This window comes from Dermacoccus sp. SAI-028 (genome assembly GCF_004346775.1).
GTDB lineage: Bacteria > Actinomycetota > Actinomycetes > Actinomycetales > Dermatophilaceae > Dermacoccus > Dermacoccus nishinomiyaensis.
Genome location: NZ_SMFS01000001.1, coordinates 2,616,677 through 2,640,398 on the forward strand (window position 1 = coordinate 2,616,677; position 23,722 = coordinate 2,640,398).

26 protein-coding genes are annotated in these 23,722 nt (G+C 68.7%); 6 read left to right on the top strand and 20 right to left on the bottom strand.

Features of this window, described 5'->3' with window-relative positions:
• Nucleotides 1-50: 50 nt before the first annotated feature.
• Nucleotides 51-1,091 (bottom strand): class II fructose-bisphosphate aldolase, encoded by a 1,041-nt coding sequence (gene fbaA / locus EDC82_RS11895; protein ID WP_062257354.1) that lies wholly within the window; start codon nt 1,089-1,091, stop codon nt 51-53.
• A 142-nt stretch (nt 1,092-1,233) separates the two neighbouring features.
• Nucleotides 1,234-2,034, bottom strand: a complete 801-nt coding sequence (locus tag EDC82_RS11900) for a TrmH family RNA methyltransferase (RefSeq protein ID WP_243754930.1) — start codon at nt 2,032-2,034, stop codon at nt 1,234-1,236.
• A gap of 112 nt (nt 2,035-2,146) precedes the next feature.
• On the opposite strand from EDC82_RS11900, the gene EDC82_RS11905 reads away from it, so the two are divergent.
• Nucleotides 2,147-2,827 carry a DedA family protein gene (locus EDC82_RS11905; protein ID WP_038571631.1) on the top strand — a complete coding sequence of 227 codons (681 nt, stop codon included), beginning with the start codon at nt 2,147-2,149 and terminating at the stop codon, nt 2,825-2,827.
• 137 nt (nt 2,828-2,964) lie between these two features.
• Nucleotides 2,965-3,732: an inositol monophosphatase gene (locus tag EDC82_RS11910; protein ID WP_074040235.1), complete on the top strand. Its 768-nt coding sequence runs from the start codon at nt 2,965-2,967 to the stop codon at nt 3,730-3,732.
• Between the two features lie 285 nt (nt 3,733-4,017).
• Here EDC82_RS11910 and EDC82_RS11915 read toward each other — a convergent pair whose 3' ends face one another.
• Nucleotides 4,018-5,046 (bottom strand): o-succinylbenzoate synthase, encoded by a 1,029-nt coding sequence (locus tag EDC82_RS11915; protein WP_074040233.1) that lies wholly within the window; start codon nt 5,044-5,046, stop codon nt 4,018-4,020.
• Between the two features lie 254 nt (nt 5,047-5,300).
• Here EDC82_RS11915 and EDC82_RS11920 point away from each other — a divergent pair, with 254 nt between their 5' ends.
• A complete protein-coding gene (locus EDC82_RS11920) occupies nt 5,301-6,122 on the top strand; it encodes an SDR family NAD(P)-dependent oxidoreductase (RefSeq protein WP_074040232.1) in 822 nt (273 codons plus the stop codon).
• Nucleotides 6,123-6,218: 96 nt separating this feature from the next.
• Here the strand turns inward: EDC82_RS11920 and EDC82_RS11925 are convergent, their stop codons facing one another.
• From EDC82_RS11925 to EDC82_RS11950, 6 genes are all read right to left on the bottom strand, one after another.
• Complete coding sequence (locus EDC82_RS11925) at nt 6,219-6,539, bottom strand: multidrug efflux SMR transporter (protein WP_006943678.1); 321 nt, start codon at nt 6,537-6,539, stop codon at nt 6,219-6,221.
• Nucleotides 6,536-6,907: a multidrug efflux SMR transporter gene (locus EDC82_RS11930; RefSeq protein WP_006943680.1), complete on the bottom strand. Its 372-nt coding sequence runs from the start codon at nt 6,905-6,907 to the stop codon at nt 6,536-6,538. The genes EDC82_RS11925 and EDC82_RS11930 overlap by 4 nt, the downstream gene beginning before the upstream one ends.
• A gap of 78 nt (nt 6,908-6,985) precedes the next feature.
• On the bottom strand, nt 6,986-7,756 hold the full coding sequence (locus EDC82_RS11935; RefSeq protein WP_370448833.1) for a TetR/AcrR family transcriptional regulator: 771 nt from the start codon (nt 7,754-7,756) through the stop codon (nt 6,986-6,988).
• Between the two features lie 132 nt (nt 7,757-7,888).
• Nucleotides 7,889-8,860 carry a 1,4-dihydroxy-2-naphthoyl-CoA synthase gene (locus EDC82_RS11940; RefSeq protein ID WP_038569428.1) on the bottom strand — a complete coding sequence of 324 codons (972 nt, stop codon included), beginning with the start codon at nt 8,858-8,860 and terminating at the stop codon, nt 7,889-7,891.
• A 212-nt stretch (nt 8,861-9,072) separates the two neighbouring features.
• On the bottom strand, nt 9,073-9,984 hold the full coding sequence (locus tag EDC82_RS11945) for a DMT family transporter (protein ID WP_235006220.1): 912 nt from the start codon (nt 9,982-9,984) through the stop codon (nt 9,073-9,075).
• A gap of 302 nt (nt 9,985-10,286) precedes the next feature.
• Complete coding sequence (locus tag EDC82_RS11950; RefSeq protein ID WP_006943688.1) at nt 10,287-11,030, bottom strand: SDR family NAD(P)-dependent oxidoreductase; 744 nt, start codon at nt 11,028-11,030, stop codon at nt 10,287-10,289.
• Nucleotides 11,031-11,128: 98 nt separating this feature from the next.
• Between EDC82_RS11950 and EDC82_RS11955 the strand changes: the two genes are divergently transcribed.
• Together EDC82_RS11955 and EDC82_RS11960 are read left to right on the top strand one after the other, a co-directional pair.
• Nucleotides 11,129-12,463 carry an AMP-binding protein gene (locus EDC82_RS11955; protein WP_074040262.1) on the top strand — a complete coding sequence of 445 codons (1,335 nt, stop codon included), beginning with the start codon at nt 11,129-11,131 and terminating at the stop codon, nt 12,461-12,463.
• Between the two features lie 44 nt (nt 12,464-12,507).
• A complete protein-coding gene (locus tag EDC82_RS11960) occupies nt 12,508-13,392 on the top strand; it encodes a 1,4-dihydroxy-2-naphthoate polyprenyltransferase (protein ID WP_074040227.1) in 885 nt (294 codons plus the stop codon).
• Nucleotides 13,393-13,582: 190 nt separating this feature from the next.
• Here the strand turns inward: EDC82_RS11960 and EDC82_RS11965 are convergent, their stop codons facing one another.
• The 8 genes from EDC82_RS11965 to EDC82_RS12000 form a co-directional block, all read right to left on the bottom strand.
• The gene (locus tag EDC82_RS11965; RefSeq protein ID WP_006943689.1) at nt 13,583-13,831 is read right to left on the bottom strand and encodes a DUF4229 domain-containing protein; all 249 of its coding nucleotides are present in this window, start codon (nt 13,829-13,831) and stop codon (nt 13,583-13,585) included.
• A gap of 7 nt (nt 13,832-13,838) precedes the next feature.
• Nucleotides 13,839-14,933, bottom strand: coding sequence for a c-type cytochrome biogenesis protein CcsB (gene ccsB / locus EDC82_RS11970; RefSeq protein ID WP_338122016.1), 1,095 nt, complete (start codon nt 14,931-14,933; stop codon nt 13,839-13,841).
• On the bottom strand, nt 14,930-16,675 hold the full coding sequence (locus tag EDC82_RS11975; RefSeq protein ID WP_074040225.1) for a cytochrome c biogenesis protein ResB: 1,746 nt from the start codon (nt 16,673-16,675) through the stop codon (nt 14,930-14,932). Before EDC82_RS11975 ends, ccsB begins: the two co-directional genes overlap by 4 nt.
• Entirely contained in the window at nt 16,675-17,433 is a 759-nt protein-coding gene (locus tag EDC82_RS11980) for a cytochrome c biogenesis CcdA family protein (protein ID WP_006943620.1), read from the bottom strand. Before EDC82_RS11980 ends, EDC82_RS11975 begins: the two co-directional genes overlap by 1 nt.
• Nucleotides 17,430-18,032 (bottom strand): TlpA disulfide reductase family protein, encoded by a 603-nt coding sequence (locus tag EDC82_RS11985; protein WP_006943681.1) that lies wholly within the window; start codon nt 18,030-18,032, stop codon nt 17,430-17,432. Before EDC82_RS11985 ends, EDC82_RS11980 begins: the two co-directional genes overlap by 4 nt.
• On the bottom strand, nt 18,029-18,748 hold the full coding sequence (locus EDC82_RS11990) for a histidine phosphatase family protein (protein ID WP_006943634.1): 720 nt from the start codon (nt 18,746-18,748) through the stop codon (nt 18,029-18,031). Before EDC82_RS11990 ends, EDC82_RS11985 begins: the two co-directional genes overlap by 4 nt.
• Nucleotides 18,745-20,070 (bottom strand): glutamate-1-semialdehyde 2,1-aminomutase, encoded by a 1,326-nt coding sequence (hemL, locus tag EDC82_RS11995; protein WP_131941654.1) that lies wholly within the window; start codon nt 20,068-20,070, stop codon nt 18,745-18,747. Before hemL ends, EDC82_RS11990 begins: the two co-directional genes overlap by 4 nt.
• A gap of 213 nt (nt 20,071-20,283) precedes the next feature.
• A complete protein-coding gene (locus EDC82_RS12000) occupies nt 20,284-20,754 on the bottom strand; it encodes a MarR family winged helix-turn-helix transcriptional regulator (RefSeq protein ID WP_006943685.1) in 471 nt (156 codons plus the stop codon).
• Between the two features lie 191 nt (nt 20,755-20,945).
• Here EDC82_RS12000 and EDC82_RS12005 point away from each other — a divergent pair, with 191 nt between their 5' ends.
• Complete coding sequence (locus EDC82_RS12005; protein WP_006943676.1) at nt 20,946-21,476, top strand: YceI family protein; 531 nt, start codon at nt 20,946-20,948, stop codon at nt 21,474-21,476.
• Nucleotides 21,477-21,824: 348 nt separating this feature from the next.
• Here the strand turns inward: EDC82_RS12005 and EDC82_RS12010 are convergent, their stop codons facing one another.
• The 3 genes from EDC82_RS12010 to EDC82_RS12020 all read right to left on the bottom strand — a co-directional run bounded on the left by EDC82_RS12010 (nt 21,825) and on the right by EDC82_RS12020 (nt 23,404).
• Nucleotides 21,825-22,409, bottom strand: coding sequence for a hypothetical protein (locus EDC82_RS12010; protein WP_131941657.1), 585 nt, complete (start codon nt 22,407-22,409; stop codon nt 21,825-21,827).
• A complete protein-coding gene (locus tag EDC82_RS12015; RefSeq protein ID WP_131941659.1) occupies nt 22,406-22,585 on the bottom strand; it encodes a hypothetical protein in 180 nt (59 codons plus the stop codon). Before EDC82_RS12015 ends, EDC82_RS12010 begins: the two co-directional genes overlap by 4 nt.
• A 198-nt stretch (nt 22,586-22,783) precedes the next feature.
• Complete coding sequence (locus tag EDC82_RS12020; RefSeq protein ID WP_074040222.1) at nt 22,784-23,404, bottom strand: superoxide dismutase; 621 nt, start codon at nt 23,402-23,404, stop codon at nt 22,784-22,786.
• Nucleotides 23,405-23,722 lie beyond the last annotated feature (318 nt).

A 23,722-nucleotide genomic window follows, 5' to 3' on the forward strand; every position in this document is an offset into this window, starting at 1 on the left:
CCCACCCCGATCATTCGGGGCGGGCCGTTCCTCAGCGGCGGGTCAGGCGATCAGGCCTTCTTGGCGGCCTTGCTCTTGCCGGCCGAACCGAGCTCGTTGCAGGCCTGGACGACACGCTTCGCCATGCCCTCCTCGGCGGCCTTGCCCCAGGCACGCGGGTCGTACAGCTTCTTGTTGCCGACCTCACCGTCGATCTTGAGGACGCCCTCGTAGTTGCCGAGCATCCAACCGGCGACGGGACGCGTGAATGCGTACTGCGTGTCGGTGTCGACGTTCATCTTGACGACGCCGTACGAGACGGCCTCGGCGATCTCCTCGGGCGAGCTGCCCGAACCGCCGTGGAAGACGAGGTGGAACGGCTTGTCCTCCGCCTCGGAGAACTTCGCCTTGACAGCGTCCTGCGCGTCCTTGAGGACGGACGGGCGCAGCTTGACGTTGCCCGGCTTGTAGACGCCGTGCACGTTGCCGAACGTCAGGGCCGTCATGTAGTACACGTCAGTGCCCGCGCCGAGCGCCTGGGCGGTCGCGATGGCGTCCTCCGGCGTCGAGTACAACTGCTCGTTGATCTCGTTGGCGACGCCGTCCTCTTCACCGCCGACGACACCGACCTCGATCTCGAGGATGATGTTCGCCTCCTTGCACTTGGCGAGAAGCTCCTGGGCGATCTCGAGGTTCTCTTCGAGCGGCACGGCCGAACCGTCCCACATGTGCGACTGGAAGAACGGCTCGCCACCGTTCTTGACGTTCTCGATCGACGCCTCGAGCAACGGACGGACGAAACCGTCGAGCTTGTCCTTCGGGCAGTGGTCGGTGTGCAGGGCGATGTTGACGTCGTACTGCTTGGCGACCTCACGAGCGAACGCGGCCATGGCGAGCGCGCCCGCGACCATGTTCTTCTGCGTCGGGCCCGAGAAGTACTCGGCGCCACCGGTGGAGACCTGGATGATGCCGTCCGAACCGGCCTCGGCGAAGCCACGGATGGCGGCGTTCAGCGTCTGCGACGACGACACGTTGATGGCCGGGTACGCGAAGCCCTCCTTCTTCGCGCGATCGAGCATCTCGCGGTAGATCTCGGGGGTTGCGATGGGCATGTCATCACCTCTCGTGTTGGCACAACAATGACGCGTTTCGGGCGCACTTCGTGAGCGGCTGGCCCGCTGCCTCCATCCTCGCACGGGGCGTCGCGCAACGGGGCGGGCGGCGGGAGTTTGCTTCGCCCGAGTTCCGGCCGCGTCAGGCGCGGGGGTGGGCGTCGCCGGCGTCCGCGTGGTTGCTTCCGATTGCGCTCCCATGGGCGTCGCCGTCGACACGCTGGCCGAACACGTGCCGTCGGATCCACGCGTGCATCGTGACGGCGGCCGCGGCGCCCGCGTTGATCGAGCGCGTCGAACCGAACTGGGCGATGTCGAGGACGGCGTCGGCGCGTTCGAGCGCGTCGGCGCTCACACCCGGGCCCTCCTGGCCGAAGAGCAGGACGCAGTGCTCGGGCAGGTCGAACGCCTCGAGCGGGACGCTGCCCGCCACGTTGTCGATGGCGATGACGGGCAGGCGCGTGGGGTGGCCGGCGGCGTCGACGGGCCCGGCCGTGGCGGCCCAGGCGAGCAGGTCGTCGACCGTGGGGTGGTGGAACTCGTGCTGGTAGCGGTCGGTCACCATCGCGCCGCGACGGTTCCAGCGCCGCCGTCCGACGATGTGAAAAGCCTTGGCGTTGAACGCGTTCGCCGTGCGGATGACGGAGCCGATGTTGAAGTCGTGCTCCCAGTTCTCGACGGCGACGTGAAACGCATGACGCGCCGTGTCGAGCTCTTCGACGATGGCGTCGTGCCGCCAGTAGCGGAAACGATCCTCGACGTTGCGGCGGTCGCCGTGCTCGAGCAGCTCGGGGTCGTAGCGCGGGTCGAGCGAGCCGTCGGGTGTGCTCGGCCAGGCGCCCTGCCACGGTCCGACGCCGACCTCGTCCGTGCCCCCGGCGTCAGCACGGCGGTGTTGTGCGTCGCCGTCGTCGATCTGTTTCGCCCCGTCCACGTCTGCCATGGCCGTCAGCGTAGGCGGGCGCGACGAGTTCACCATCGTCCGGGTGACGCGCCGTACCTCACCCGCGCGTCTCAGCGGTTTCTTATCGCCCGCCGGTAGGCTCGGCCTCGTGATGCATGCCCTCGGCCCTCAGTTCATGGATCCGAACTACCTGCTCGCCCACTTCGGCGGCGCGTTCTTCTGGATCTCGCTCGCGATCGTCTTCATCGAATGCGGGCTCCTGTTCCCGATCCTGCCCGGCGACTCGCTGCTGTTCGCGATCGGCATGTTCACCGCGACGTCTGCCACGAGCGGCTTCGACATCCCCCTCTACGTCTCGCTGCCGGCTCTGTGCGTCGCCGCGTTCGCGGGCAACGTCGTCGGCTACGAGATCGGGCGGATCGTCGGCACCCCCCTGTACGAACGCGACGGCAGGGTGCTGAAGAAGAAGTACTTCGACCAGACGAACGCGTTCTTCGACAAGCACGGCAGCAAGGCCCTCGTCATCGGACGCTTCGTGCCCATCGTCCGCACGTTCATCACCGTCGTCGCGGGCGCGAGCCACATGGACCGCAAACGCTTCTTCACCTGGTCGGCCATCGGTGCCGTGCTGTGGGTGCTCGTCGTGACGTTCGCCGGGTTCTTCCTCGGCCGCGCCTTCCCGAGCCTCGGCAAGAACATCGACGCCGCCATCATGGTCGTCGTCCTCGTCAGCGTGCTGCCGATGATCTTCGAGTGGGTCAAGCACCGCAAGCGCGCCAAGGCGCTCGTCAAGGAAGCCGGCGACATCGTCGATCACAACCCTGACAACTGAAACTCGTCGCGACCACGCTGACGAAGCGAGCAACGCTGCCGCATCGAGAAACGCTGACGAACGGCGCCCGGCCCAGGCCGCGGCGCCGTTCGTGCGTGCGGTTCGTCGGACGTCGCGTCACTCCCTAGGATGAGGGCGTGGATACCCAGGCTGTTCTGACCCTGCTCCAGCAAGCCGCCGAGACCTACATCAACCCCCGTTTCGAGGCGCTCGCCTCGCACGAGGTGACCGAGAAGAACCCGGGCGACCTCGTCACCGTCGCCGACCGCGAGGCGGAGGTGTTCATCACCGCCGAACTGCAGAAGGCCTACCCTGACGCGCTGATCGTCGGCGAAGAAGCCGTCGCAGCCGACCCGAGCATCCTCGACCGCATCGAATCCGCCGACCACTGGTTCACGGTCGACCCCGTCGACGGCACGAAGAACTTCGTCCACGGCTCACCGAACCACGGCGTCATGGTCGCCGAGATGCGCGGCGGCGACATCGTCCGCAGCTGGATGTGGCAGCCGCAGCTCGGGCACGCGTACGTCGCGGAGAAGGGCAATGGCGCCTTCCTCGACGGGGTGCGCATCGAGCCGCGCGTCGTCGGCGATGCCCCGAAGGGCGTGACGTCACGTCAGACGCGCGTCGGCGAATCACTCGACGGGCTGCCGCCGCTCGGGCTGCCGTGGGTGTGCTGCGCGGTCGACTACCCCCAGATCGCCTCGGGCGGCGCGGACTACATCCTGTACGTCACGACGAAGCCGTGGGACCACGCGCCCGGCGCGCTCTTCATCCGCGAGGCGGGCGGCGTCTCCGCCTACGCCGACGGCTCGCCCTACGACCCGCGCTACGAACTGACACCCAAGCCGCTGCTCGTGACGGCCGACGCCGCGCTGCACGAGCGGTTGCGGCCGTTCGTCTGATGACGCGCTGCGCTGCCTGCGTGAGTGGCGCCGATTGAGTGAGTGGCGCCGATTGAGTGGGTCGCGCTGGCTGCGTGGGGGCGTGGCCGTGTGAGCCGGCCGGCTGTCGGTTAGGAGCTGCAACCCCACCATGCGGAATTACAGCTCCCAGCGGTGCCCCTGAGGGCCGAAACCCCGCCATGTCGGCTCGCAGCTCTGACCGGGGCATGACGAACCCGCGCCGAGCGTCGGTCAGGCAGTCTGCGTCGGTCAGGCAGTCTGCGTCGGTCAGGTGGTGAGCGTCGGTCAGGCGTCGCGCTTCAGGTGCTGGTAGCTCGCGATCAGTCGCTCGCGCCACCACTGCCGGCGCTCGGGGCTCGCGCGGTGACGCTCGACGCACGTCGGGTCGAGGTGGCGCGCGGCGGCGGCGCGAGCTACGTCGATCGTCCCGTCACGAGGGACGAGGGGGTCGGCGATGACGTCGCCGTCGAGCAGGTTGATCGTGCCGAGGCCGCACGCGTGATCGAGCTCGGTCAGAGCAGCCGCGAGCGCCACGCCTGCCGCCATCCCGGGGCTCGAATCGAGCGCCGAACTGACGACCATCGGGAGGCCTGTCTCGTCTGCGATGCGCAGCGCCGCGCGCACTCCCCCGAGCGGCGCGACCTTGACGATCGCTAGATCAGCGGCCTCGAGCTCGACGACGCGCATCGGGTCGTCGGCCTTGCGGATCGACTCGTCGGCGGCGATGAGAACGTCGATTCCGTTGCGCGCGAGCGTCTTCCGAACGCGCGCCAGATCTTCGACGGGCATGACGGGCTGCTCGACGTATTCGAGGTCGAACGCAGCCAGTCGTGTGATCGAGGCGACGGCCTGGTCGACATCCCATCCGCCGTTCGCGTCGAGACGCACCTTCGCGTCGGCGCCGAGGCCGTCACGGACGGCGGCGACGCGGGCGACGTCGTCGTCGAGGTTCTGGCCCCTCTCTGCCACCTTGACCTTCGCGGTGCGGCACCCATCGAACCGGGCGAGCACCCCGGCGACGGCGCCGGCGGGAACAGCCGGGACGGTCGCGTTGACGGGCACCGTCGCGCGCACCGGCTCGGGCCACCCGAGGTACGCCGCCTCGATCGCAGCCGCGAGCCAGCGCGACGCCTCGGCTGGCCCGTACTCGAGGAACGGCGCGAATTCTCCTGCACCACAAGGCCCCTGAAGATAGGCACACTCGCGATGCTCGACACCACGAAAGCGCGTGTTGAGCGGAATCGAGACGACCTCGAACCCATCGAGCAGCTCATCGAGCGACGAGAGGGGCAGTTCAAGAGGCCGCGCGTTCATGCCCCCTATCGTCGCAGCAGCTTCCGCGATGCAGGCCCCGGGACACGAACCGCCCTTACGCCACGTGCAGGCCCGCGCGTCCAGCCCGGGACATGAACTGCCTTCATGCCATCTGACGGCCATGCGCGGGCGGCGCTTCCCACACTCGCGCGCAGCACCCCCGCGAATACGAGCGGCAGGGTCGAATCGGCGCATCCTGCCGCTCCTACTCGACCGATTCGCTCGTGTTCAGGAGGCGGACACACAATGGCGTCATGACGAAGATCGCGCTCATCACCGGAACCTCCAGCGGCATGGGGCTGCATGCCGCCATCGCTCTCGCCAAGGCGGGCGCCACGGTCGTCGCGACGGTTCGTTCGTCCGACAAGGCGGGCGAGCTCAACGAGACGGCGGCCAAGGCGGGCGTCACGCTCGACGTCCGTGAACTCGACGTCACCGATCTTGGCGCGGGCGAGAAGCTCGTCAATGCGGTCGTCGAGCAGTACGGGCGACTCGACGTGCTCGTCAACAACGCGGGGCGCGGGTGCGTCGGTACGGCGGAGACGCTCGACATGCTGACGATCAAGGAGCAGATGGAGACGAACTACTTCTCGGCCGTCGCGCTGACGCAAGCCGCACTGCCGCACATGCGCAAGGCCACGTCCGGCACGATCCTGACGGTGACGTCGGTCGGCGGCGCCGTCGGCCAGCCGTTCGCCGACGCCTACTGCGGCGCCAAGTTCGCCGTCGAGGGTTTCATGCAGTCGCTGTCGACGGTCGCCGCGGCGTTCGGCATCAAGGTCAGCGTCATCGAACCGGCCGCCGTGGCGACGAACTTCGTCGAGAACGTCCAGCGCGACGACGCGGGGCCGTACGCCGACCTGCTCGCCGCGTACATGAAGCGCACCGAAGGCGCCTTCGCCAACGCCCAGAGCGCCGAGAGCGCGGGCGAGGCCATCGCCGGGGCGGCCCTGTCGGACGAGTACCGCTTCCGCTGGCAGACGAGCGACGCGGCGACGACGTTCGCGGGGATGTCGCTCGCGGACCTCGACGGCTCGAAGGTGTTCGAGGCCACGCGGAGCTGGACGCAGGGCTGACGCAGCGCAGACAAGACGAACGCACCGGACGATCACGGATCGTCCGGTGCGTTCGTCGTCGGCAAGGCCGGTTCCAGAGCGGCGACGTCGAGGGCCTCAGGCGTGTGCGCCACCCTCGATGAGCACGACGCCGACGGCGATGAGGGCCATGCCGCACCACATCATGCGAGTGATGGGCTCCTTGAACACGAACCGGCTGACGAGTGCCGTCAGCGCGACGCCTGCGGCGGCCCAGATGCCGTACGCGACACCGATGCCCATGCCTTCACTCAGAGTGCGCACGAGCAGGTACAGCGCCAGGGTGTAAGCGACCCCGACCACGGCGTAGTACCGGGCCCGCCCCTGCGCTGCGACGCGCATGAAGGCCGTGCCGATCACCTCGCTGATGACCGCACTGACGAGGAAGATGTAGCTCACGCGCGCACCTCGTTCATCGTCGCGCTCGAACCGTCCTCGGCCGGTGCTTGGGAGTCGGAGCCGACCTCGACCATGATCACGCCCCCGATGACGAGTGCGACGCCGCAACCCATCATCAGCGTGAAGGGCTCGCCGAACACCACCGTCCCGACGAATGCCGTGAGCGCCACGCCGAGCGCGCCCCAGATGCCGTAGACGACGCTGAGTGCCATGCCCCGGCGCAACAGCAACGCCAACAGGACGAAGGCGACGAGGTCGGCGATGAGCGTGAGCAGAAACCACGCGGCGTCCTGCTCCGCGCGCTTCAGCGCTGACGAGCCGATGACCTCGCACACGACCGCGCATCCGAGCATCAGGTAGTTCTTCACGCCTCCTCCTCCTTCACGTTCTTGATCTTCTTGCCGGGCTTCGTGTCGGGTTCGTGTGGCGACGTGTGGTGAGGGGCGTCATCGTCGACGGCGCCGATCTCCGATGTGGCGCCCATGCAGGACGTCGTCAGCATGCCCCTGGTGCGAAGACGCTGCGTGTCGCTCGCCCTGCGTCTGAGGGGCGAGGAGCTGTTCGGCGAGTGCCTGCACGCCCGAGCGGCCGTCGTCGTCGAGGGGCAGGGCGCCGCTGGCGTCGGCGAACCACACGCCGTCGGCCATGAAGCGGGCGCCCTCGAGGCGTGCCCGCGTCTGCGGGTCGAGACCTTCGGGCAGCGCCACCCAGGGCTCGAAGTGCTCTTCCCAGCGGCGCGTGAGGACCTCGCGCAGGCGCGGATCTGCCATCATCGCGAGGTCTGCTTCGTCGACCTCGCCCGCGAGCATCCATCGGACGTACGCCGTCAGCCGCGGCCACGGCGACACGGGGTCGACGTCCGCCAGGAGCTTCTCCAGTTGGCGCTTCTGGTCGTCAGCCACCCGATCGACGACCGCGAGCATGAGCGCTTCCTTCGTCTTGAAGTGGTACATCAGCCCCGGCTTCGTCAGCCCGGCCGCGTGCGCGACCGTGTCGAGCGATACCGGCTCCTGACGCCGCATCAGCGCGAGCGCCGCGTCGAGGATGACCTCACGTGAACTCTGCCTCGTGGGCTTTACTTTACCTTTCGGTTGGTAAAGTAAAACTGCCGCGAACGGGGGCTGGGCGCCGGCCTCTGCCTCTGCCTCTGCCTCGGGGGACGATGGACCAAAGCGATGAGCGCGCACCCCCGCGGGTGCGCGCTCATCGCAGATCACGTGTGGAACGCCCGGCCCGCCATGCGCGAAGACCGCGCCCTCACCTTGCCCGCAAATGCACCCGGGTGCATTTGCGCGCAGAGGGCGGCCCCCGGCCTCAGCAGGAGACGGCGCGGGCGGCCCTGGGGGTTCTCAGAAGTACCAGGGGAAACCCGACCAGTCGGGGTCGCGCTTCTCGAGGAACTGATCGCGGCCCTCGACGGCCTCGTCCGTCATGTACGCGAGGCGCGTGGCCTCACCGGCGAACACCTGCTGGCCCATGAGGCCGTCGTCGGTGAGGTTGAACGCGAACTTCAGCATGCGCTGCGCCTGCGGCGACTTCGCCATGATCTCCCGCGCCACCTGCAGAGCCTCGCTCTCGAGCTCGGCGTGCGGGCAGACGAAGTTGACCGCACCCATCCGGTGCATGTCGTCGGCGGTGTAGGTGCGGCCGAGGAAGAAGATCTCCCGCGCGAACTTCTGCCCGACCATCTTCGCGAGGTACGCCGAGCCGTAGCCGGCGTCGAACGAGCCGACGTCGGCGTCGGTCTGCTTGAACCGCGCGTGCTCGCGGGAGGCCATCGTCAGGTCGCACACGACGTGGAGGCTGTGCCCGCCACCGGCGGCCCAGCCGGGCACGAGGCAGATGACGATCTTCGGCATGGTGCGGATGAGCCGTTGCACCTCGAGGATGTGCAGACGCCCACCTTCGGCCTTGACACGCAGTTCGTCGACGCCGCTCGCGGAGTCGTCACCCGTTGGATCGGCCGCGTACTGGTAGCCGGAGCGGCCACGGATGCGCTGGTCGCCGCCCGAGCAGAACGCCCACTTGCCGGCGCTGCCGGTGCCCTCGGGCCCGGGGCCGTTGCCGGTGAGCAGGACGACGCCGACGTCCGGCGTGCGGCGCGCGTGATCGAGCACGCGATACAACTCGTCGACGGTGTGCGGACGAAAGGCGTTGAGCACCTCGGGACGATCGAACGCCACACGCACACAACCGAGTTCGCGACTGCGGTGGTACGTGATGTCGGTGAGATCCTCGAACCCCTCGACGGCGGTCCACGCGCTCGGGTCGAAGGGGTTCTCGGGCTGCCGGACGGCTTCGTCAGGGGTGGTCTCACTCATGCCGTCAGTCTAGGACGCGGCGGTGACGACCCCATCGCGCCACTCGAAGGGCGACGGTGGCGGCCCCGCAGCCCCGTGCACCCCTGCGATTTTCGTCCCCCTCCGTGAATTTCGTCCACATTCGCCACTGGCCGTGGCAGAGTGCCGGTCGTCATGGACGGCGGCGAACTCGGCAGGAGCATGCCCGCCGGCACCGACCGTCGCGGGCGTCGTCACCCTCCGTGGATGGACGCGGCGAGCTCGTCAGGAGCATGTTCGGCGGCGACGCCGACCGTCGCGTCACGCCGTGACGCCGTGATGGCCGACCCCGCGCCGGCGACGACGACGAGGAGCACTGCTAGCGTGCGCGTCGCACCGAAGCCCTGATCGAGCAGCAGCCAACCCGCGAGCGCCGCGATGACGGGTTCGAGGGCGAGCAGCACCCCGAACACGGCCTTCGGCAGCCGCCGCAGCGCCGACAGCTCGAGCGCATACGGGACGACGGAGGCGAGGAACGCGGTGCTGATGGCGAGCGCGAGGTAATGGACGTCCGTCAGCCCCGTCCAGGCGCCCTGCGCTCCGAACGGGACGAGTGCGACGGTGCCGACGACGAGCGCCATCGCGAGGCCACCCGCGCCGTCGACCGCTCCCCCGACGCGTTCACTCGCGAGGATGTACAGCGCCCAGAAGAACCCCGCGCCGAGGACGAACGCGACGCCGACGAGGTCGAGCGAACCACCTGCGTCATCAAAACCGAGGATCATGACCCCGACGAGCGCCAGCACGATCCAGGCGAAGTCCTTGAGCTTGCGCGACAGGATCGCGGCCAGCCCGAGCGGGCCGAGGAACTCGATGGCGACCGCCGGGCCGAGAGGAATGCGCGCGATCGCCTCGTAGAACATCCCGTTCATACCTGCGAGAGCGAGGCCGAACGCGGCGACAGCCGTCCACTGCGAACGCGTCCAGGTGCGCACCCTCGGGCGCGTCACCAGCGCCAGCATGACGGCGGCGAGACCGAGCCGCAGCGTCGTCACGCCCGTCGCTCCGAGCGGGCCGAACAGCTGCGTCGCGAGGCTCGCGCCGAACTGCAGTGACGTGCACGAGCCGATGACCATGAGAACGGCCGGGGCCGTCGAGGAGGACATGACGCTGGACGAGGAAAACCGTGACGGGGCCAACGAAGCTCCTGAACATCTGTGGGCCGCCGCAAACCCTGGTTCTCACGACACTGACCGCGCCGCGGTCACCACTGCTGACGGGCGCCACGATACGGCCGCGCCGCAACGCGTCGCCAGACGGGCTCAGCCCGTGAACCGGTGGCATGCAGACGGGGCCCTGGCAGCGTCGTCACCCAGCCCCGATCGCTCATCCCCAGCCCTGGCCGCTCGTCCCTCACGCGCCGCGCTCGACCGACCGTGCCCCATCTGGGGACCGGCGGGCGAGAGCGTCAGGAGGTGCGGTGCACCTTGTGCTGCGCGGCCTGGGCGCGCGGACGCACGACCATCTGGTCGATGTTGACGTGCTCCGGCAGTTCGGCGATGTAGGCGACGGCGTCGGCGATGTCGTCCTGCGTCAGCGGCGCCTCGACGCCCTGGTACACGGCCGCGGCCTTGTCGGCGTCACCGCCGAAACGGACGAGCGCGAACTCGTCACTCTTCACCATGCCGGGGTCGATCTCGCAGACGCGCACCGGCTTGTCGAACAGCTCCAGGCGCAACGCCCCCATGAGAGCGCGCACGGCGTGCTTCGAACCGCAGTACCCGGCGCCGCCCTCGTAGCTGACGATGCCGGCCGTCGACCCGATCGTGATGATGACGCCGTGTGCCGCCTCGAGCGCCGGCAGGAACGCCTGGATCGTCGCCGCGGTTCCGATGACGTTGACGTCGTACATGCGGCGCCAGTCGTCGAGGTTCGCGGTCGCGACGGGCTCGGCACCGAACGCGCCACCGGCGTTCGCGACGAGCACGTCGACGCGCGAGCCGGCCTGAGCGGCGAGGTTCTTCACGTCGTCGACGTTCGTCACGTCGCACTGGACGGCGCGCCCGTCGATCTCCCGGGCGAGCTCCTCCACCCGGTCGAGTCGGCGCGCCGCGCACACCACGTCGTACCCCCTCGCCGCGAGAGCGCGAGCTGATGCCCGCCCGATCCCGCTGCTCGCACCCGTCACCACTGCCACCTTGCGCTCAGTCATGACCCCATCCTGCCCGTCCTGGCCGCACCCCGCACCTGACGTCCGCCGGCGCGAGGCACCTCACCTGGCTCTGCCGGGCGCGTCGTACAGTGAACGTCATGCCTGAGCTCGTGCCGTTCGCCGTCGACCGCGCCGACATCACGCCTTACTACGAGGCCCTCGATGCCGCGCTCGCCGGAACCGGCCCGGCCCTCGCGCCCTACGAGGCGGGCACTCCGGCCCCAGACGTCCCGCGTCACCCCACCGACGCGCCCGAACGCCTCGCGCTCGTCGTCTCGACGAGCGGTTCTACCGGCACCCCGAAGCGCGCGATGCTGACGAAGGACGCGCTCATCGCGAGCGCCACCGCGACCCACGAGCACATCGGCGCGGGTACGTGGTTGCTTCCGCTGCCGCCGCATCACATCGCGGGCACGCAGGTCATCGTGCGTTCACTCATCGCGGGCACGACACCGATCGTCATGGACGCCTGGTCGCTCGAGCGGTTCACCAGGGCCACGACGCTCGTCGCCCGCAACGCGCCGCCCTTCTCCCCCATCCACACGAGCCTCGTCCCGACGCAGCTGCGTGACGTCCTCGACGCCGCCGAGCGCGACGACCCCGTCGGCGTGCGCGCTCTCGAGACGGCTCGGCGCTACCGCAGCATCCTCGTCGGGGGCGCCGCGACGCCCCCCGACCTGCAGTCGCGCGCCCGCGACGCCGGGCTCGCCATCGTGACGACGTACGGCTCGAGCGAGACGGCCGGCGGCTGCGTCTACGACGGCGTCCCCCTCGCGGGCGTCGGCGTCCACGTCCTCGACGCTGACGACGAAGGCCTCGGTCGCATCGCCCTGTCCGGCCCGACGCTGGCGAGTGGCTACCTCGGCGACGCCGAACGATCGGCCGCGACGTTCGTCGCCGCACGCACTCTCGCCAGGCCCACGATCGACTCATCGCCCGTCGACTCCGCACCCGACGGCGACGCGACCCGCGAATCTGCCCCCACGGGCCTGTCAGAGCGCCGACGCACCCAGGCGACACCCGGCGAGGCGACGCTGTTCCTCACCGACGACCTCGGACGCTTCGACGGCGCGTTGCACATCGAGGGGCGCATCGACGACGTCATCAACACCGGCGGATACAAGGTGAGGCCGCGCGTCGTCGAGGAGGTCGTCCGCGGTGTCGACGGCATCCGTGACGCCGTCGTCGTCGCCCGCCCGCACGAGCGCTGGGGGCAGTGCGTCGCTGTGGCTGTCGTCACGACCGAACGTCGCGAGGCAACCGATGACGTCCTCGCGCGTCTCATGGGTGAGTGCCGAAAGGCGTTGCCGCCGTACGCCGTCCCGGCCATGGCTCGCGTGCTCGAGACGATCCCGCTGACGGGCGTCGGCAAGCCCGATCGCGCGCTCATCGCCTGCTCGCCCGAGTGGCACAATCTACGAGACCCCCGCTAGATCGCCGGAGCCCCGGCCCACACGACCTGGAGAACATCCCGCACATGGCCACCCTGAACCAATGGGTCGAGGGCGCGCGCCCCCGCACGCTGCCCGCCGCCATCGCCCCCGTCCTCGTCGGAACGGGCGCGGCCTACGCGATGGAGAAGGCGAACCCCGGCTATGCGCTGCTCGCGCTCATCGTCGCGCTGTTCCTCCAGATCGGCGTCAACTACGCCAACGACTACTCCGACGGCATCCGCGGCACCGACGAGGACCGCGTCGGCCCGGTGCGCCTGGTCGGTCAAGGCCTCGCGAACCCGGGCAACGTCAAGCTCGCCGCGTTCGGATGCTTCTTCGTCGCCGCGTTCGTCGGCCTCGCGCTCGTCACGCTGTCGAACACGCCGTGGCTGCTGCTCGTCGGCGCCGCCGCCATCCTCGCGGCGTGGTTCTACACCGGCGGCAAGCGCCCTTACGGCTACATGGGGCTCGGTGAGGTCTTCGTCTTCGTCTTCTTCGGCCTCGTCGCGGTACTCGGCACGACGTACACGCAGGCCCACACGCTGTCGCCGTCCGCGTGGGCGGGCAGCATCGGCGTGGGCGCGATCGCCTGCGCGATCCTCGTGACGAACAACCTGCGCGACATCCCGACGGACGTCGAAGCCGGCAAGCACACCCTCGCCGTGCGGCTCGGCGACAAGGCCACCCGCACGTTCTACGTCCTGCTCATCGCCGTGTCCGTCGCCGCCGTCGCGGCGTGCACGCTGTTCCACGTCGCCGCTGCGGCGGGCTTCGTCGCCCTCATCGCCGCGATCCCGCCGGTGCTGCGCGTCATGCGCGGCGCCACGGGCCGCGACCTCGTGCCGGCCCTCGCCGGCACCGGCCGTTACCAGCTGCTCTACGGCCTGCTCCTCGGCGGCGGCCTCTACGCCGCGCACCTCATGCACTGACGGCCCTGACGGCTGCAGCGCCCACCACGCCGTCATCCGCTGCCAATCCGACGACGACAGCAGCAACGACGACAAAGACTTCAACACACGCGAAGGCCGGCCGCCCCTCGGAGACGGCCAGCCTTCGTCATCATTCGTCTGCGACCAGCACGCCCGGCCCGTCAGGGGCCCGGTGCGGATCGAGCGTCGATCAGTCCTCTTCGACGTCCTCGGCCTCACGCATCTGCTGCGCACGGGCACGACGCTTCTCGACGCGATCTTCGACGACGTCGACCGTCTCCTGACGGAAGCGGTTGAGCGCGAAGAAGCTGATCGCCGTCGACGCGAGCGCCGCGACGATGAGCAGCAGGAAACTGCGCAGCCCGCACAGGTAGCCCAGGCACACGCAGCCGAAGAAGACGAGGATGCGCAGAACGGTGTAACGAGCGACAGGTGCCATCAGCCGATCACAGCCCCGAGTAGGAGTGCTGGCCGACGAAGAACACGTTGACCACGCCGTAGTTGATGAGGATGCACGCGAAGCCGACGAGGACGACTGCGGCGGCCTTGCGTCCGCTCCACCCGACCGTCACGCGGCTGTGCAGGTACGCCGCGTAGACGATGAAGATGACGAGCGACCAGACTTCCTTCGGATCCCAGTTCCAGTAGTGACCCCAGGCCTCCTGCGCCCAGATGGCGCCACACAGGACGGTGAACATCCACAGCGGGAACGCGATGATGTGCACGCCGTAGGAGAGGCGGTCGAGGGTCTCCGAATCGGGCAACGAGCGCAGGAAACCGCCGCTCTTGCCCTTCTCCTCGCGCGTCTTCTGCGCGAGGTACAGGCACGTGATGACGAAGCCGATCGTGAACAGGCCGACGGACAGCGTCGCGACCGTCACGTGGATCGACAACCAGTACGACTGCAGCGACGGCATGAGCTTGCTCGCCTCGGTGTAGTACACCTTCGCGGCGAGGATGAGGAACAGAGTCGCGGGCAGCGTGACGAACGCGCCGAGCCAGCGCACGTCCTTTCGCAGGCTCCACAGCAGGAAGCACACGAGCAGGAACGCGGTACCGGCGAGGTCGAACTCGTACATGTTGCCCAGCGGCGGGCGGTGCACGGCGAGCGATCGCATGACGATGCCCGCGATGAGGAACGCGGCGCCCAGCCACGTCAGCGCCATGCCGGTGCCGGCCCACTGACGCTTGTGACCGTCGGCCGGGACGTCGGGGGTGCCGTCGCCGTCGAGGTCACGACGTTCGCGGGTGCGTTCGAGCACCGCCGTCGCACCACCGACGCTGGCCGTCGACGTCGCTGCCACGCCGGCGCTCGTGGCCTCGTCGGCCTCGGCTGCGCTCTCCGCGCCGCTCTCGACGGCAGCGTCATCGGCCGCGCCTCGACGTCCGGCCCGCGCCTGACGGCCAGGGGCCTGGGCGAGGTCGACGCAGAACGAGAGCATCGCGAGGGTGAGGACGAGCGCGGCCGCATACACGGCGCGCGTGGAGTTCTGCGCGAGGGTGCTGTGCGCCTCGTCGATGAATGCGAAAGCGGACATCATGCCTTACCTGTCGTCTCCGTGGTGGGGGCCGCCGCGCGGCTGATGCGTTCGAGGATGTCGTCGACCGCCAGCGCGAGACGAGGATCCTCACCCTTGGCGAGCCCACCGATCTCAACCACTGTACGCGCGTCGGTGTCACCATCCGTAGCGGGACGGACGCGGACGAACACGCGCCGACGACGGATCGTCAGGGAAAGCACGAGGCCGGCGAGTGCGAGGACGCTGAACAGTAGGGCCGGCCCCTTGCCGGGGTCGTGACGGATCGACAGCCCCGCCCACCGTGGCGCCGCGTCGAACGTCACGGAGCCGAGGTTGTTCGGCAGCTGCACCGTCTGGCCGAGGGCGAGCTGCAGACGCACCGGCTGGCCCTTCTCGTCCTTGAGCTGCGTCATCGTGCCGGTGTCGAGGCTGAACACCGACTGCGGGCGACCGTTCGGGTACAGGTCGCCCGTGAACGCCGTGAGGTACAGCGCCGGCGCCTTGGCGTCGGGGAAGGCCGAGCTCGGGCCCAGGTTCGGGTCGAGGTAGGCCGTCGGCAGGAAGAAGCCGGTGAGGCCGATCTGCTTCGGTGAGGCGCCCGAGATCTTGAATGCGCCGGTCGACTTGTACTTGTTGTCGATCGACAGGAACGGCGTGGATTCGTCATACAGGACGTTGCCCTTCGCGTCCTTGAACGTGATCTTCGGGGCGTAGCCGTTGCCGAGCAGGTACACCTCGCCGCCTCCCACCTTCAGCGGGTGGTTGACCTTGATCGTGTCCTTCTTCCACGCGCTGTTCGCCGACTCCCGGTAGTCGACGTCGGCGGTGAAGTCGCGCGGTTGACCCCACTGGCTGCTCGTCGGGTCGACGTTGCTCTCGAACATCACCTTGAGCGTGTTCATCTTGAGCGCCCAGTCGGGGATGTCCTGCTCCGCATCGACCCACGGCCCGAGCTTCAGGGTGTCGTAGCGCGACGGCGTCGAGGCGAAACCGCTGCCCTCGGGGACGATGACGTCACCGCGCCAGCCCCAGACGTGCCCGGCCGCGACCGAGACGATGATGCCGATGAGGCTGAGGTGGAACAGCAGGTTGCCCGTCTCGCGCAGCATGCCGCCCTCGGAGGCGACCTCGAACTCGCCCGTGCCCTTGCGCAGCGCGAACCGCTTGCGCCGCAGGACGGTACGCGTCGCGGCGATGACCTGCTCGGGGGTCGCCTCGAGCGTCACCTCGCGGTGCGCGGGAAGGCGTGAGAGGCGGCGGGGCATCGCGGGCGGGCCCTGCCGCATCGCCTTGTAGTGCACCCGGACGCGCGGGATGATGCAGCCGACGAGCGACACAGTCAGCAGAAGGTAGATGGCGGCGAACCACGGCGAGCTGTAGACGTTGAACATGCCGAGCCGGTCGAGCCACGGCGCCAGATCCGGATGATCGAGGCGGTACTGCGTGACACGCTGCTCGTCGATCGAGTGCTGCGGGAAGATCGAGCCCGGCACGGCCCCGACCGCGACGAGCAGCAACAGGAACAGCGCCGTGCGCATGCTCGTCAACTGCCGCCAGAACCAGCGCAGGCCGCCGAGGAACCCGAGACGCGGCTGCGTCACCGTCGCCCGATCGTCCCGCGAGGACGTCTTCGTCGAGTCTGCGTCGGCCGCATCGTCACGGGGCACGTCGTCGCGCGCCGCACCGCCCATGGATGCCTCGCCGTGAGCAGCGTCGTCGACGCGGAACGCGCCGGGTTCGGGGTTGTCTGACGTCTTGGCCACTAGATCACCGGTTCGAACTGATTGACGAGATGGGTCTGGATGTCGGCGATGAGCGAGTTCCACAGACCCGTCACCATGAGCACGCCGATGGCGATCATGAGGCCGCCGCCGACGAGCTGGATCGGACGATGCCGCGCGCGCAACCACTTCGAGGCGCGCTCGGCGCGGCTCCAGCCGGCCGCGATGAGAATGAAGGGGATGCCGATGCCCAGGCTGTAGCAGGCGGTGAGCAGCAACCCGCGCCCGTTGACGCCGCTCGATCCGAGTGCGGTGTTGGCCGCGAGGATCGCGCCGTAGACCGGCCCGACGCACGGCGACATGCCGAGCGCGAACACGGCGCCGAGCAGCGGAGCGCCGAGCAGCCCCGCGGCCGGGCGCCAGCGCACGGTGAATCCGCGCTGGCCGAGCACGCCGAGGAACAGCAGGCCCATGACGATGACGAACACCCCGCCGACGCGCAGCAGCAGCGTGTCGTGGGCGCCGACGGTGTCGACGAAGAACGACAGCGCGGCCTGCAGGCCGACGAACACGACGGAGAAGCCGAGGACGAACAGGCACGCGCCGAGGATGATGCGGGTGCGACGCTTCTCGTCGGTCAGGCCGGTCACGTAGGCGAGGAAGCCTGGTACGAGTGGCAGCACGCACGGCGAGGCGAACGAGACGAGCCCCGCGAGGGCAGCGAAGAACATCGCGAGCGGCAACGCGCCGTCCGCGACGATCTGTCTCGGCGAGTCGCTCGCCGCGAGCAACGCGATCAAGCCTTCTCCGCCAGCACCTTGTCGACCATGTTGCGCACCGTCGTCTCCGTCGTCGCCCCACTGACGCGCGCGGCGATGCGGCCCTGCGCGTCGAGCACGAGCGTCGTCGGGGTCGCGGAGACCTTGCGCTGAAGGCCCTGCAGGTTGGCGCCGTCGTCATTGGCCAGGGACGGGTACGTGACGCCCCACTTCTTCAGGGTCGAACTGGCGACGGCGTTCGAGTCACGCTGGTCGATGCCCATGAACACGACGTTCTTGCCCGCCTTCTCGTACGACTGCCACGCCTTCTGCAGGTGCGGCATCTCGGCCCCGCACGGGCCGCACCAGGCGCCCCAGACGTTGAGCACGACAACCTTGCCGCGAGCCTGCTCCACGTTCCAGTCGGTGCCGTCGAGCAGTTTGCCACTCAACGTGACGGGCTTGTCGCGCTTGGCTGCGGGAAGCTCCTCGACGGTTCCGTCGCCGCCGACGTAGCCCTTCTGGTCCTGCGCCTGCTTGCTGATCTCGTCGTTCTTGCCGTCACCGCACGCCGTCGCACCGAACGTCAGAGCACCGGCAGCGATGACGGCGGCGGCGCGCCGGGTGATGCTGCTGCTCATGCTCCCACCGCATTCGTCGAGGCGGCGAGCAACCGGCCGGCGGGTTCGGTGTAGCGCACGTCGGTGATCTCATCGTCGATGAACTCGATCGTCGTCACCGACGCGAGCGTGCACTCGCGCGAGCGCGGGTCGTGCCACAGGCGCTTGCCCTCGGCGAAACGACGCGCCGTCCACACCGGCAGCTGGTGGCTGACGATGACGGCCTCGTGCCCGGATGCCGCATCACGAGCATCACGGATCGCCGCATCCATGCGCGCGGCGATCTCGTCGTACGGCTCGCCCCAGCTGGGGCGGAACGGGTTGGTGAGCTTCGGCCAGAAGCGCGGCTGCATGAGCTGCTTGGGGTTCGAGCCCACCGTCATGCCCTCGAAGTCGTTGCCTGCCTCGATGACACGCTCGTCGAGCGTGACGGGCAGACCGAGCTTGTCGGCGATCGGCGCCATCGTCTCCTGCGCTCGCTCGAGCGGCGAGCTGACGAGGTGCGTGACGTCGCGTGGCGCCAACCACTGGCTCGTCAACTCGGCCATCTCGTGCCCGAGCTCAGAGAGGTGGTATCCATCGAGGCGCCCGTACAACACCTTCTCGGGGTTGTGGACCTCGCCGTGGCGCACCAGGTGCACGAGCGTCGTGACGGGCACCCGCGGCTCGCTGACGGCGGCGGGCGACGGCTGCGGCGTCCGCGACGGATCGGAGGTGGCGTGCTCGGACATGCTCACAGTGTCGCAGCCGAGTCTGTGGACGCCGCGGCGCGCGCCGCGGTCGGCAGCGCTTCGACGATGTGCGCGACGGCCTCGTCGTCGTGACTCGCGGAGACGAACCAGGCCTCGAACGACGACGGCGGCAGGTGCACGCCCTGGGCGAGCATCGCGTCGAAGAAGCGGGCGAAGGCATGGATGTCCTGTTTCTTGGCGCCGTCGTAGTTCGTCACGGCCTCGTCGGTGAAGAAGATCGAGAACATCGAACTCGCCCACTGCACCTGGTGCGGGACGCCGGCCTTCGTCAGCTCGCTCGAGGCCGCATCGGCGATCGTGTGTGCGACGAGGTCGAGGTGCGCGTAGACCTCCGGCGTGCAGGCCTGCAGCGTCGCGAGGCCGGCGGCCGTCGCGATCGGGTTACCGGCGAGGGTGCCCGCCTGGTAGACGGGGCCGTCGGGTGCGAGCAGCTCCATGAGGTCGCGACGCCCACCGAACGCGGCAGCCGGGAAGCCGCCGCCCATGACCTTGCCGAACGTGAACAGATCGGGCGCCGTCTCACCCTGCTGACCCTCGTGACCGAACCAGCCGGCCGCGGAGCAGCGGAAGCCCGTCATCACCTCGTCGGAGATGAGCAGAGCGCCGTGCTTCGTGGTGATGTCGCGCAGCGCCTTCGTAAAACCGGGCGCCGGCGGCACGACGCCCATGTTGCCCGGCGAGGCCTCGGTGATGACGGCGGCGACCTCGTCACCGTGCTCGGCGAAGGCCGCGTCGAGCGCGTCGACGTCGTTGTACGGCAGCACGATCGTCTCTCCCGCACTCGAGGCGGGGACGCCGGCCGAGTCGGGCAGGGCGAACGTCGCGAGGCCGGAGCCGGCGGCGGCGAGCAGCGCGTCGACGTGGCCGTGGTAGCACCCTGCGAACTTGATGATCTTGCTGCGCTGCGTCGCGCCGCGGGCGAGACGGATGGCCGACATCGTGGCCTCGGTGCCGGAGGAGACGAGGCGTACCTGCTCGACCGGCTCGACGCGGCTGACGATCTCGGTGGCGAGCGCCACCTCGTTCTCGCTCGGCGTGCCGAAGCTGAACCCGCGCGACGCGGCCTGCTGCACCGCGTCCATGACGCGCGGGTCGGCGTGGCCGAGGATCATCGGCCCCCACGAGCAGATGAGGTCGACGTAACGGTTGCCGTCGACGTCCGTCAGCCACGGCCCCTTCGCCTCACGGATGAAGCGCGGCGTGCCGCCGACGGCGCGGAACGCCCGCACCGGGGAGTTGACGCCGCCTGGGGTGACCGAGCGGGCGTGATCGAGCAATGCCTGAGACGTCGAGGTGTTCTGGCTCATGCGCATCATTGTTCCATCGCGCACTGACAACCCCCTCCACGCCGGCCCCCTCACGGCCCGTGAGGCCTACCACAGCAGCGTCGCGTCGTCGCACCTGCGACGGGGACGGCCGGTGCGCGCCGTCGCAGGGAACGTCCCGTCATACTCCTCGCTCCGGGCGTGGCAGGTGGTGCCTCGACACACCGTGCGCGGGGTGGTGGCGTGCTCCGGTCGTCAGCGCTCGCTGGCCTCGACGGCCTCGCCGACGCGGCGCATGGCATCCCCGAGGCTCGCGAACTGACGCGCGGGCATCACGTCGACCATGAAGGCGCGCACACTCGCGACGTGCACCTTGGCTGCCTCGTGCAGGGCCTGCAGCCCGTCCTCGGTGAGGACGAGTTCGACGCCGCGCGAGTCGTCGAGGCAGGGCTGACGCTCGACCCAGCCGCGCCGTTCGAGGCGGTTGGCGGTGTGCGTCAGCCGACTGCGTGACTGCACGACGATGGTCGCGAGCGCACTCATGCGCAGGCGCCGACCCTCCGATTCGGAGAGCATCGAGAGGATCTCGTACTCGGCCAGCGACATGCCGTGGGCGAGAAGTTCACGATCGAGCGCCGTCTCGAGCGCCCGCGCGCCGCGCAGATAGTGGCGCCACGCAGCCTGCTCGGACTCGCTCAACCACGCCGTCTCGCCACCTCGCGTCACGCTACTCGCCTCTCCTGCAGCCGCTTCCTCAACAGACCCAGTATTCCCGGTGTTCAGCGTCAGTTCCACACGAACCCCCTGTTGGGGTGTGGAATGGAATACGCACCCCCGGGCATGTAGTTTAAAATTCAACAACACTCCGCTACGGTGAGTGCATCGCCCATCAACGATCTGAAGGAAAGGGGCTCGTCATGGCCTCCCTCAACACCCTCCCCGCCGGCACCTGGAACATCGACCCGGCGCACACGGAGATCTCGTTCGTCGCCCGTCACCTCATGGTGACGAAGGTGCGCGGCAAGTTCACCGACTACTCGGCAACGGTCGTCGCCGCCGACCCGATCTCGGATTCGAGCGTCGAGTTCACGGTGCAGACCGCGTCGGTCGACACGGGCAACGCCGACCGTGATGCGCACGTCAAGTCGGGCGACTTCTTCGACGTCGAGACCTACCCGACGATGACGTTCAAGGCCACGCAGATCACGGACGACGAGATCACGGGTGACCTGACGATCAAGGATGTGACGAAGCCCGTCACGTTCTCGTACGACTTCAACGGTGTCGCGACCGACCCGTGGGGCGCCACGCGCGCCGGTTTCGAGGCGTCGGGTGAGATCAACCGCAACGACTTCGGCATGACGTTCAACGCTCCCCTCGACGGTGGCGGCGTCCTGATCAGCGAGAAGATCAAGATCAACCTCGACCTCGAGTTCACGAAGGCCTGACGACGATCAAGCGAGCGTAGGTAGGACCGCAGCGTCGTGTTCGTCGAGCACGGCGCGGGTGGAGTCACCGCAGCGAAGCGAGGATGGCTTCACCCGCGCCGGGCGCGGACGACCGCGCATGTCAAGCGAGGATCCTGCCGAAGCGAGCGTTGAGGAGTCAGGCCCGGAAAAAGGCCTGACGACGATCAAGCGAGCGTAGGTAGGACCGCAGCGTCGTATTCGTCGAGCGCGGCGCGGACGAACGCGCATGTCATGCGAGGATCCTGCCGAAGCGAGCGTTGAGGAGTCAGGCCCGGAAAAAGGCCTGACGACGATCAAGCAACCACAGGGGTTGTGGAGGTTCGTGCTTCATGGAGCACGAACCTCCACAACCCCTGCGTCGATGAGTGCGGCTTCGATCTGGTCGAGGAACGCATCAGGGTCGCTGCGCAGGCCGATGTCGGGAACGCGCAGGACGCGATCGCCGTGGAGGGCGACGGCGTTCTGCCGCAGTGCGTCGGTGATCGGGTTGGCGCCGCCCTGGTGGTGTGCGCCGTCGATATCGGCGACGCGGCCGTCGGCGTTCCAGCGTGCATCGAGGTACCAGCCCCCGTCGGGGCCCTGGCGCACGACCTGACGATCCGGCAGTGGAGACCGGCGTCGACGCGGGTGCGCGACGAAGGCGAGTTCGTCGATGGATTGCGACCCACCGCCGATGTCGCGGATGAACCCGGCGATGGCACGTCGTCGCCGCAGCGTGGGGTGCATCTGCGACGCCGTAGAGAGCCACTCAGGTGTGGTGAGGCGCTGTTGCACCGTCATCGCGAGCAGCGCCCCGGCCGCGTGATCCGTGGCGGCGAAAGAGGCGGCACGAATGGCTGCGACGTCCTCGCGCGCTCGCGGAACGGGAGGGGCGTGCAGCGGCGGCACGTGGCGAACACGATGCTCACTCACGCCGTCGCCAGGCCGAACCGCGCCTTTCGCGGGCCCGCAGCATCCCGGCGCACGAGCGTACGCACGTAGTGACGCTCGACGCCTCGCTCGCGCAACTGAACGCGGCCGACGACGCCGCACGAGGCCACGGCCAGGTCAGCCGCCACCTGCGTTGCACTCACTCGCTCCACAGTCATGGATCCAGCCTGACGCGCGCGCCGCGCCCGGCGCCATCGACGCCGGCCCACCCTGGGGCCTCCCCCACCTCACGATGACGCCCACGATCGTCACCGCCGGGAATGACAGCCGCAGACGCCGACAAGGGTTGAGGAGGTTCGCGCCCCCCCCTGGAGCGCGAACCTCCTCAACCCTTGCGTCGATGACTGATGCAGCGGTCAGACGATGAGACCGGGCGTCTGCTTCGACGCCTTCTCGAAACGCGCCTGCACGTCAGCCCAGTTGACGATGTTCCACCACTGCTTGACGAACGTCGCCTTGTCGTTCTTGTACTGCAGGTAGTAGGAGTGCTCCCACATGTCGAGCATGAGCAGCGGAACCATGCAGATCGGCACGTTGCCCTGGTGGTCGAAGTGCTGAACGATGTACAGCTTCTGCGCGACCATGTCCCACGTCAGCACCGACCAGCCGGCACCCTGCACACCGAGGGCGTTGGCCTCGAACTGCGCGCGGAACTTGTCGAGCGAACCGAAGTCGGCGTCGATACGAGCCGCGAGATCACCAACGGGCTTGTCACCACCGTCAGGCGACATGTTCGTCCAGAACACCGAGTGATTGACGTGGCCACCGAGGTGGAACGCCAGGTTCTTCTCCAGCGTGCCGAGGAACGTGAACTCCTCCTTGTCACGCATCTCCGACAGCTGGTCGACGGCCGTGTTGATGCCCTTGACGTACGTCGCGTGGTGCTTGTCGTGGTGCAACTCCATGATCTCGCCCGAGATGTAGGGCTCGAGAGCTGCGTAGTCGTAGGGAAGTTCCGGGAGCGAGTAGTCAGCCATGACCCCACGCTATCCACCTGCGACGAAGTCGCAACTAAGGCATACCTCGTCAGATGCGATACAGTCGCACCTGGGACGGGAAGCGCGAGAGGCCACGAGCAACAACTCGTGGCCTCTCGTCATGCGTGACGCGATGGGCTGGGCGCCCGATCGGTCGTCAGCACGCGTCAGATCGCCAGCGCACGATCTTTTGACGCGCTTCCTCAACGCTCGCTGGAACCTTCGCAAGCTCAGGCCCCACCGAGCCAGATCGCCAGCGCACGATTTTTTTGACGCGCTTCCTCAACGCTCGCTGGAACCTTCGCAAGCTCAGGCCCC

Coding starts and splice junctions, on each gene's coding strand:
- EDC82_RS11965 (WP_006943689.1), bottom strand. CDS start 13,831: ATGGCACCTGTCGCTCGTTACACCGTTCTGCGCATCCTCGTCTTCTTC.
- EDC82_RS11940 (WP_038569428.1), bottom strand. CDS start 8,860: ATGAGTGAGACCACCCCTGACGAAGCCGTCCGGCAGCCCGAGAACCCC.
- EDC82_RS12005 (WP_006943676.1), top strand. CDS start 20,946: ATGGCCTCCCTCAACACCCTCCCCGCCGGCACCTGGAACATCGACCCG.
- EDC82_RS12020 (WP_074040222.1), bottom strand. CDS start 23,404: ATGGCTGACTACTCGCTCCCGGAACTTCCCTACGACTACGCAGCTCTC.
- EDC82_RS11950 (WP_006943688.1), bottom strand. CDS start 11,030: ATGACTGAGCGCAAGGTGGCAGTGGTGACGGGTGCGAGCAGCGGGATC.
- EDC82_RS11900 (WP_243754930.1), bottom strand. CDS start 2,034: ATGGCAGACGTGGACGGGGCGAAACAGATCGACGACGGCGACGCACAA.
- EDC82_RS11985 (WP_006943681.1), bottom strand. CDS start 18,032: ATGAGCAGCAGCATCACCCGGCGCGCCGCCGCCGTCATCGCTGCCGGT.
- ccsB (WP_338122016.1), bottom strand. CDS start 14,933: ATGATGTCCGCTTTCGCATTCATCGACGAGGCGCACAGCACCCTCGCG.
- EDC82_RS11945 (WP_235006220.1), bottom strand. CDS start 9,984: ATGTCCTCCTCGACGGCCCCGGCCGTTCTCATGGTCATCGGCTCGTGC.
- EDC82_RS11920 (WP_074040232.1), top strand. CDS start 5,301: ATGACGAAGATCGCGCTCATCACCGGAACCTCCAGCGGCATGGGGCTG.
- hemL (WP_131941654.1), bottom strand. CDS start 20,070: ATGAGCCAGAACACCTCGACGTCTCAGGCATTGCTCGATCACGCCCGC.
- fbaA (WP_062257354.1), bottom strand. CDS start 1,091: ATGCCCATCGCAACCCCCGAGATCTACCGCGAGATGCTCGATCGCGCG.
- EDC82_RS11905 (WP_038571631.1), top strand. CDS start 2,147: ATGCATGCCCTCGGCCCTCAGTTCATGGATCCGAACTACCTGCTCGCC.
- EDC82_RS11915 (WP_074040233.1), bottom strand. CDS start 5,046: ATGAACGCGCGGCCTCTTGAACTGCCCCTCTCGTCGCTCGATGAGCTG.
- EDC82_RS11955 (WP_074040262.1), top strand. CDS start 11,129: ATGCCTGAGCTCGTGCCGTTCGCCGTCGACCGCGCCGACATCACGCCT.
- EDC82_RS12015 (WP_131941659.1), bottom strand. CDS start 22,585: ATGACTGTGGAGCGAGTGAGTGCAACGCAGGTGGCGGCTGACCTGGCC.
- EDC82_RS11960 (WP_074040227.1), top strand. CDS start 12,508: ATGGCCACCCTGAACCAATGGGTCGAGGGCGCGCGCCCCCGCACGCTG.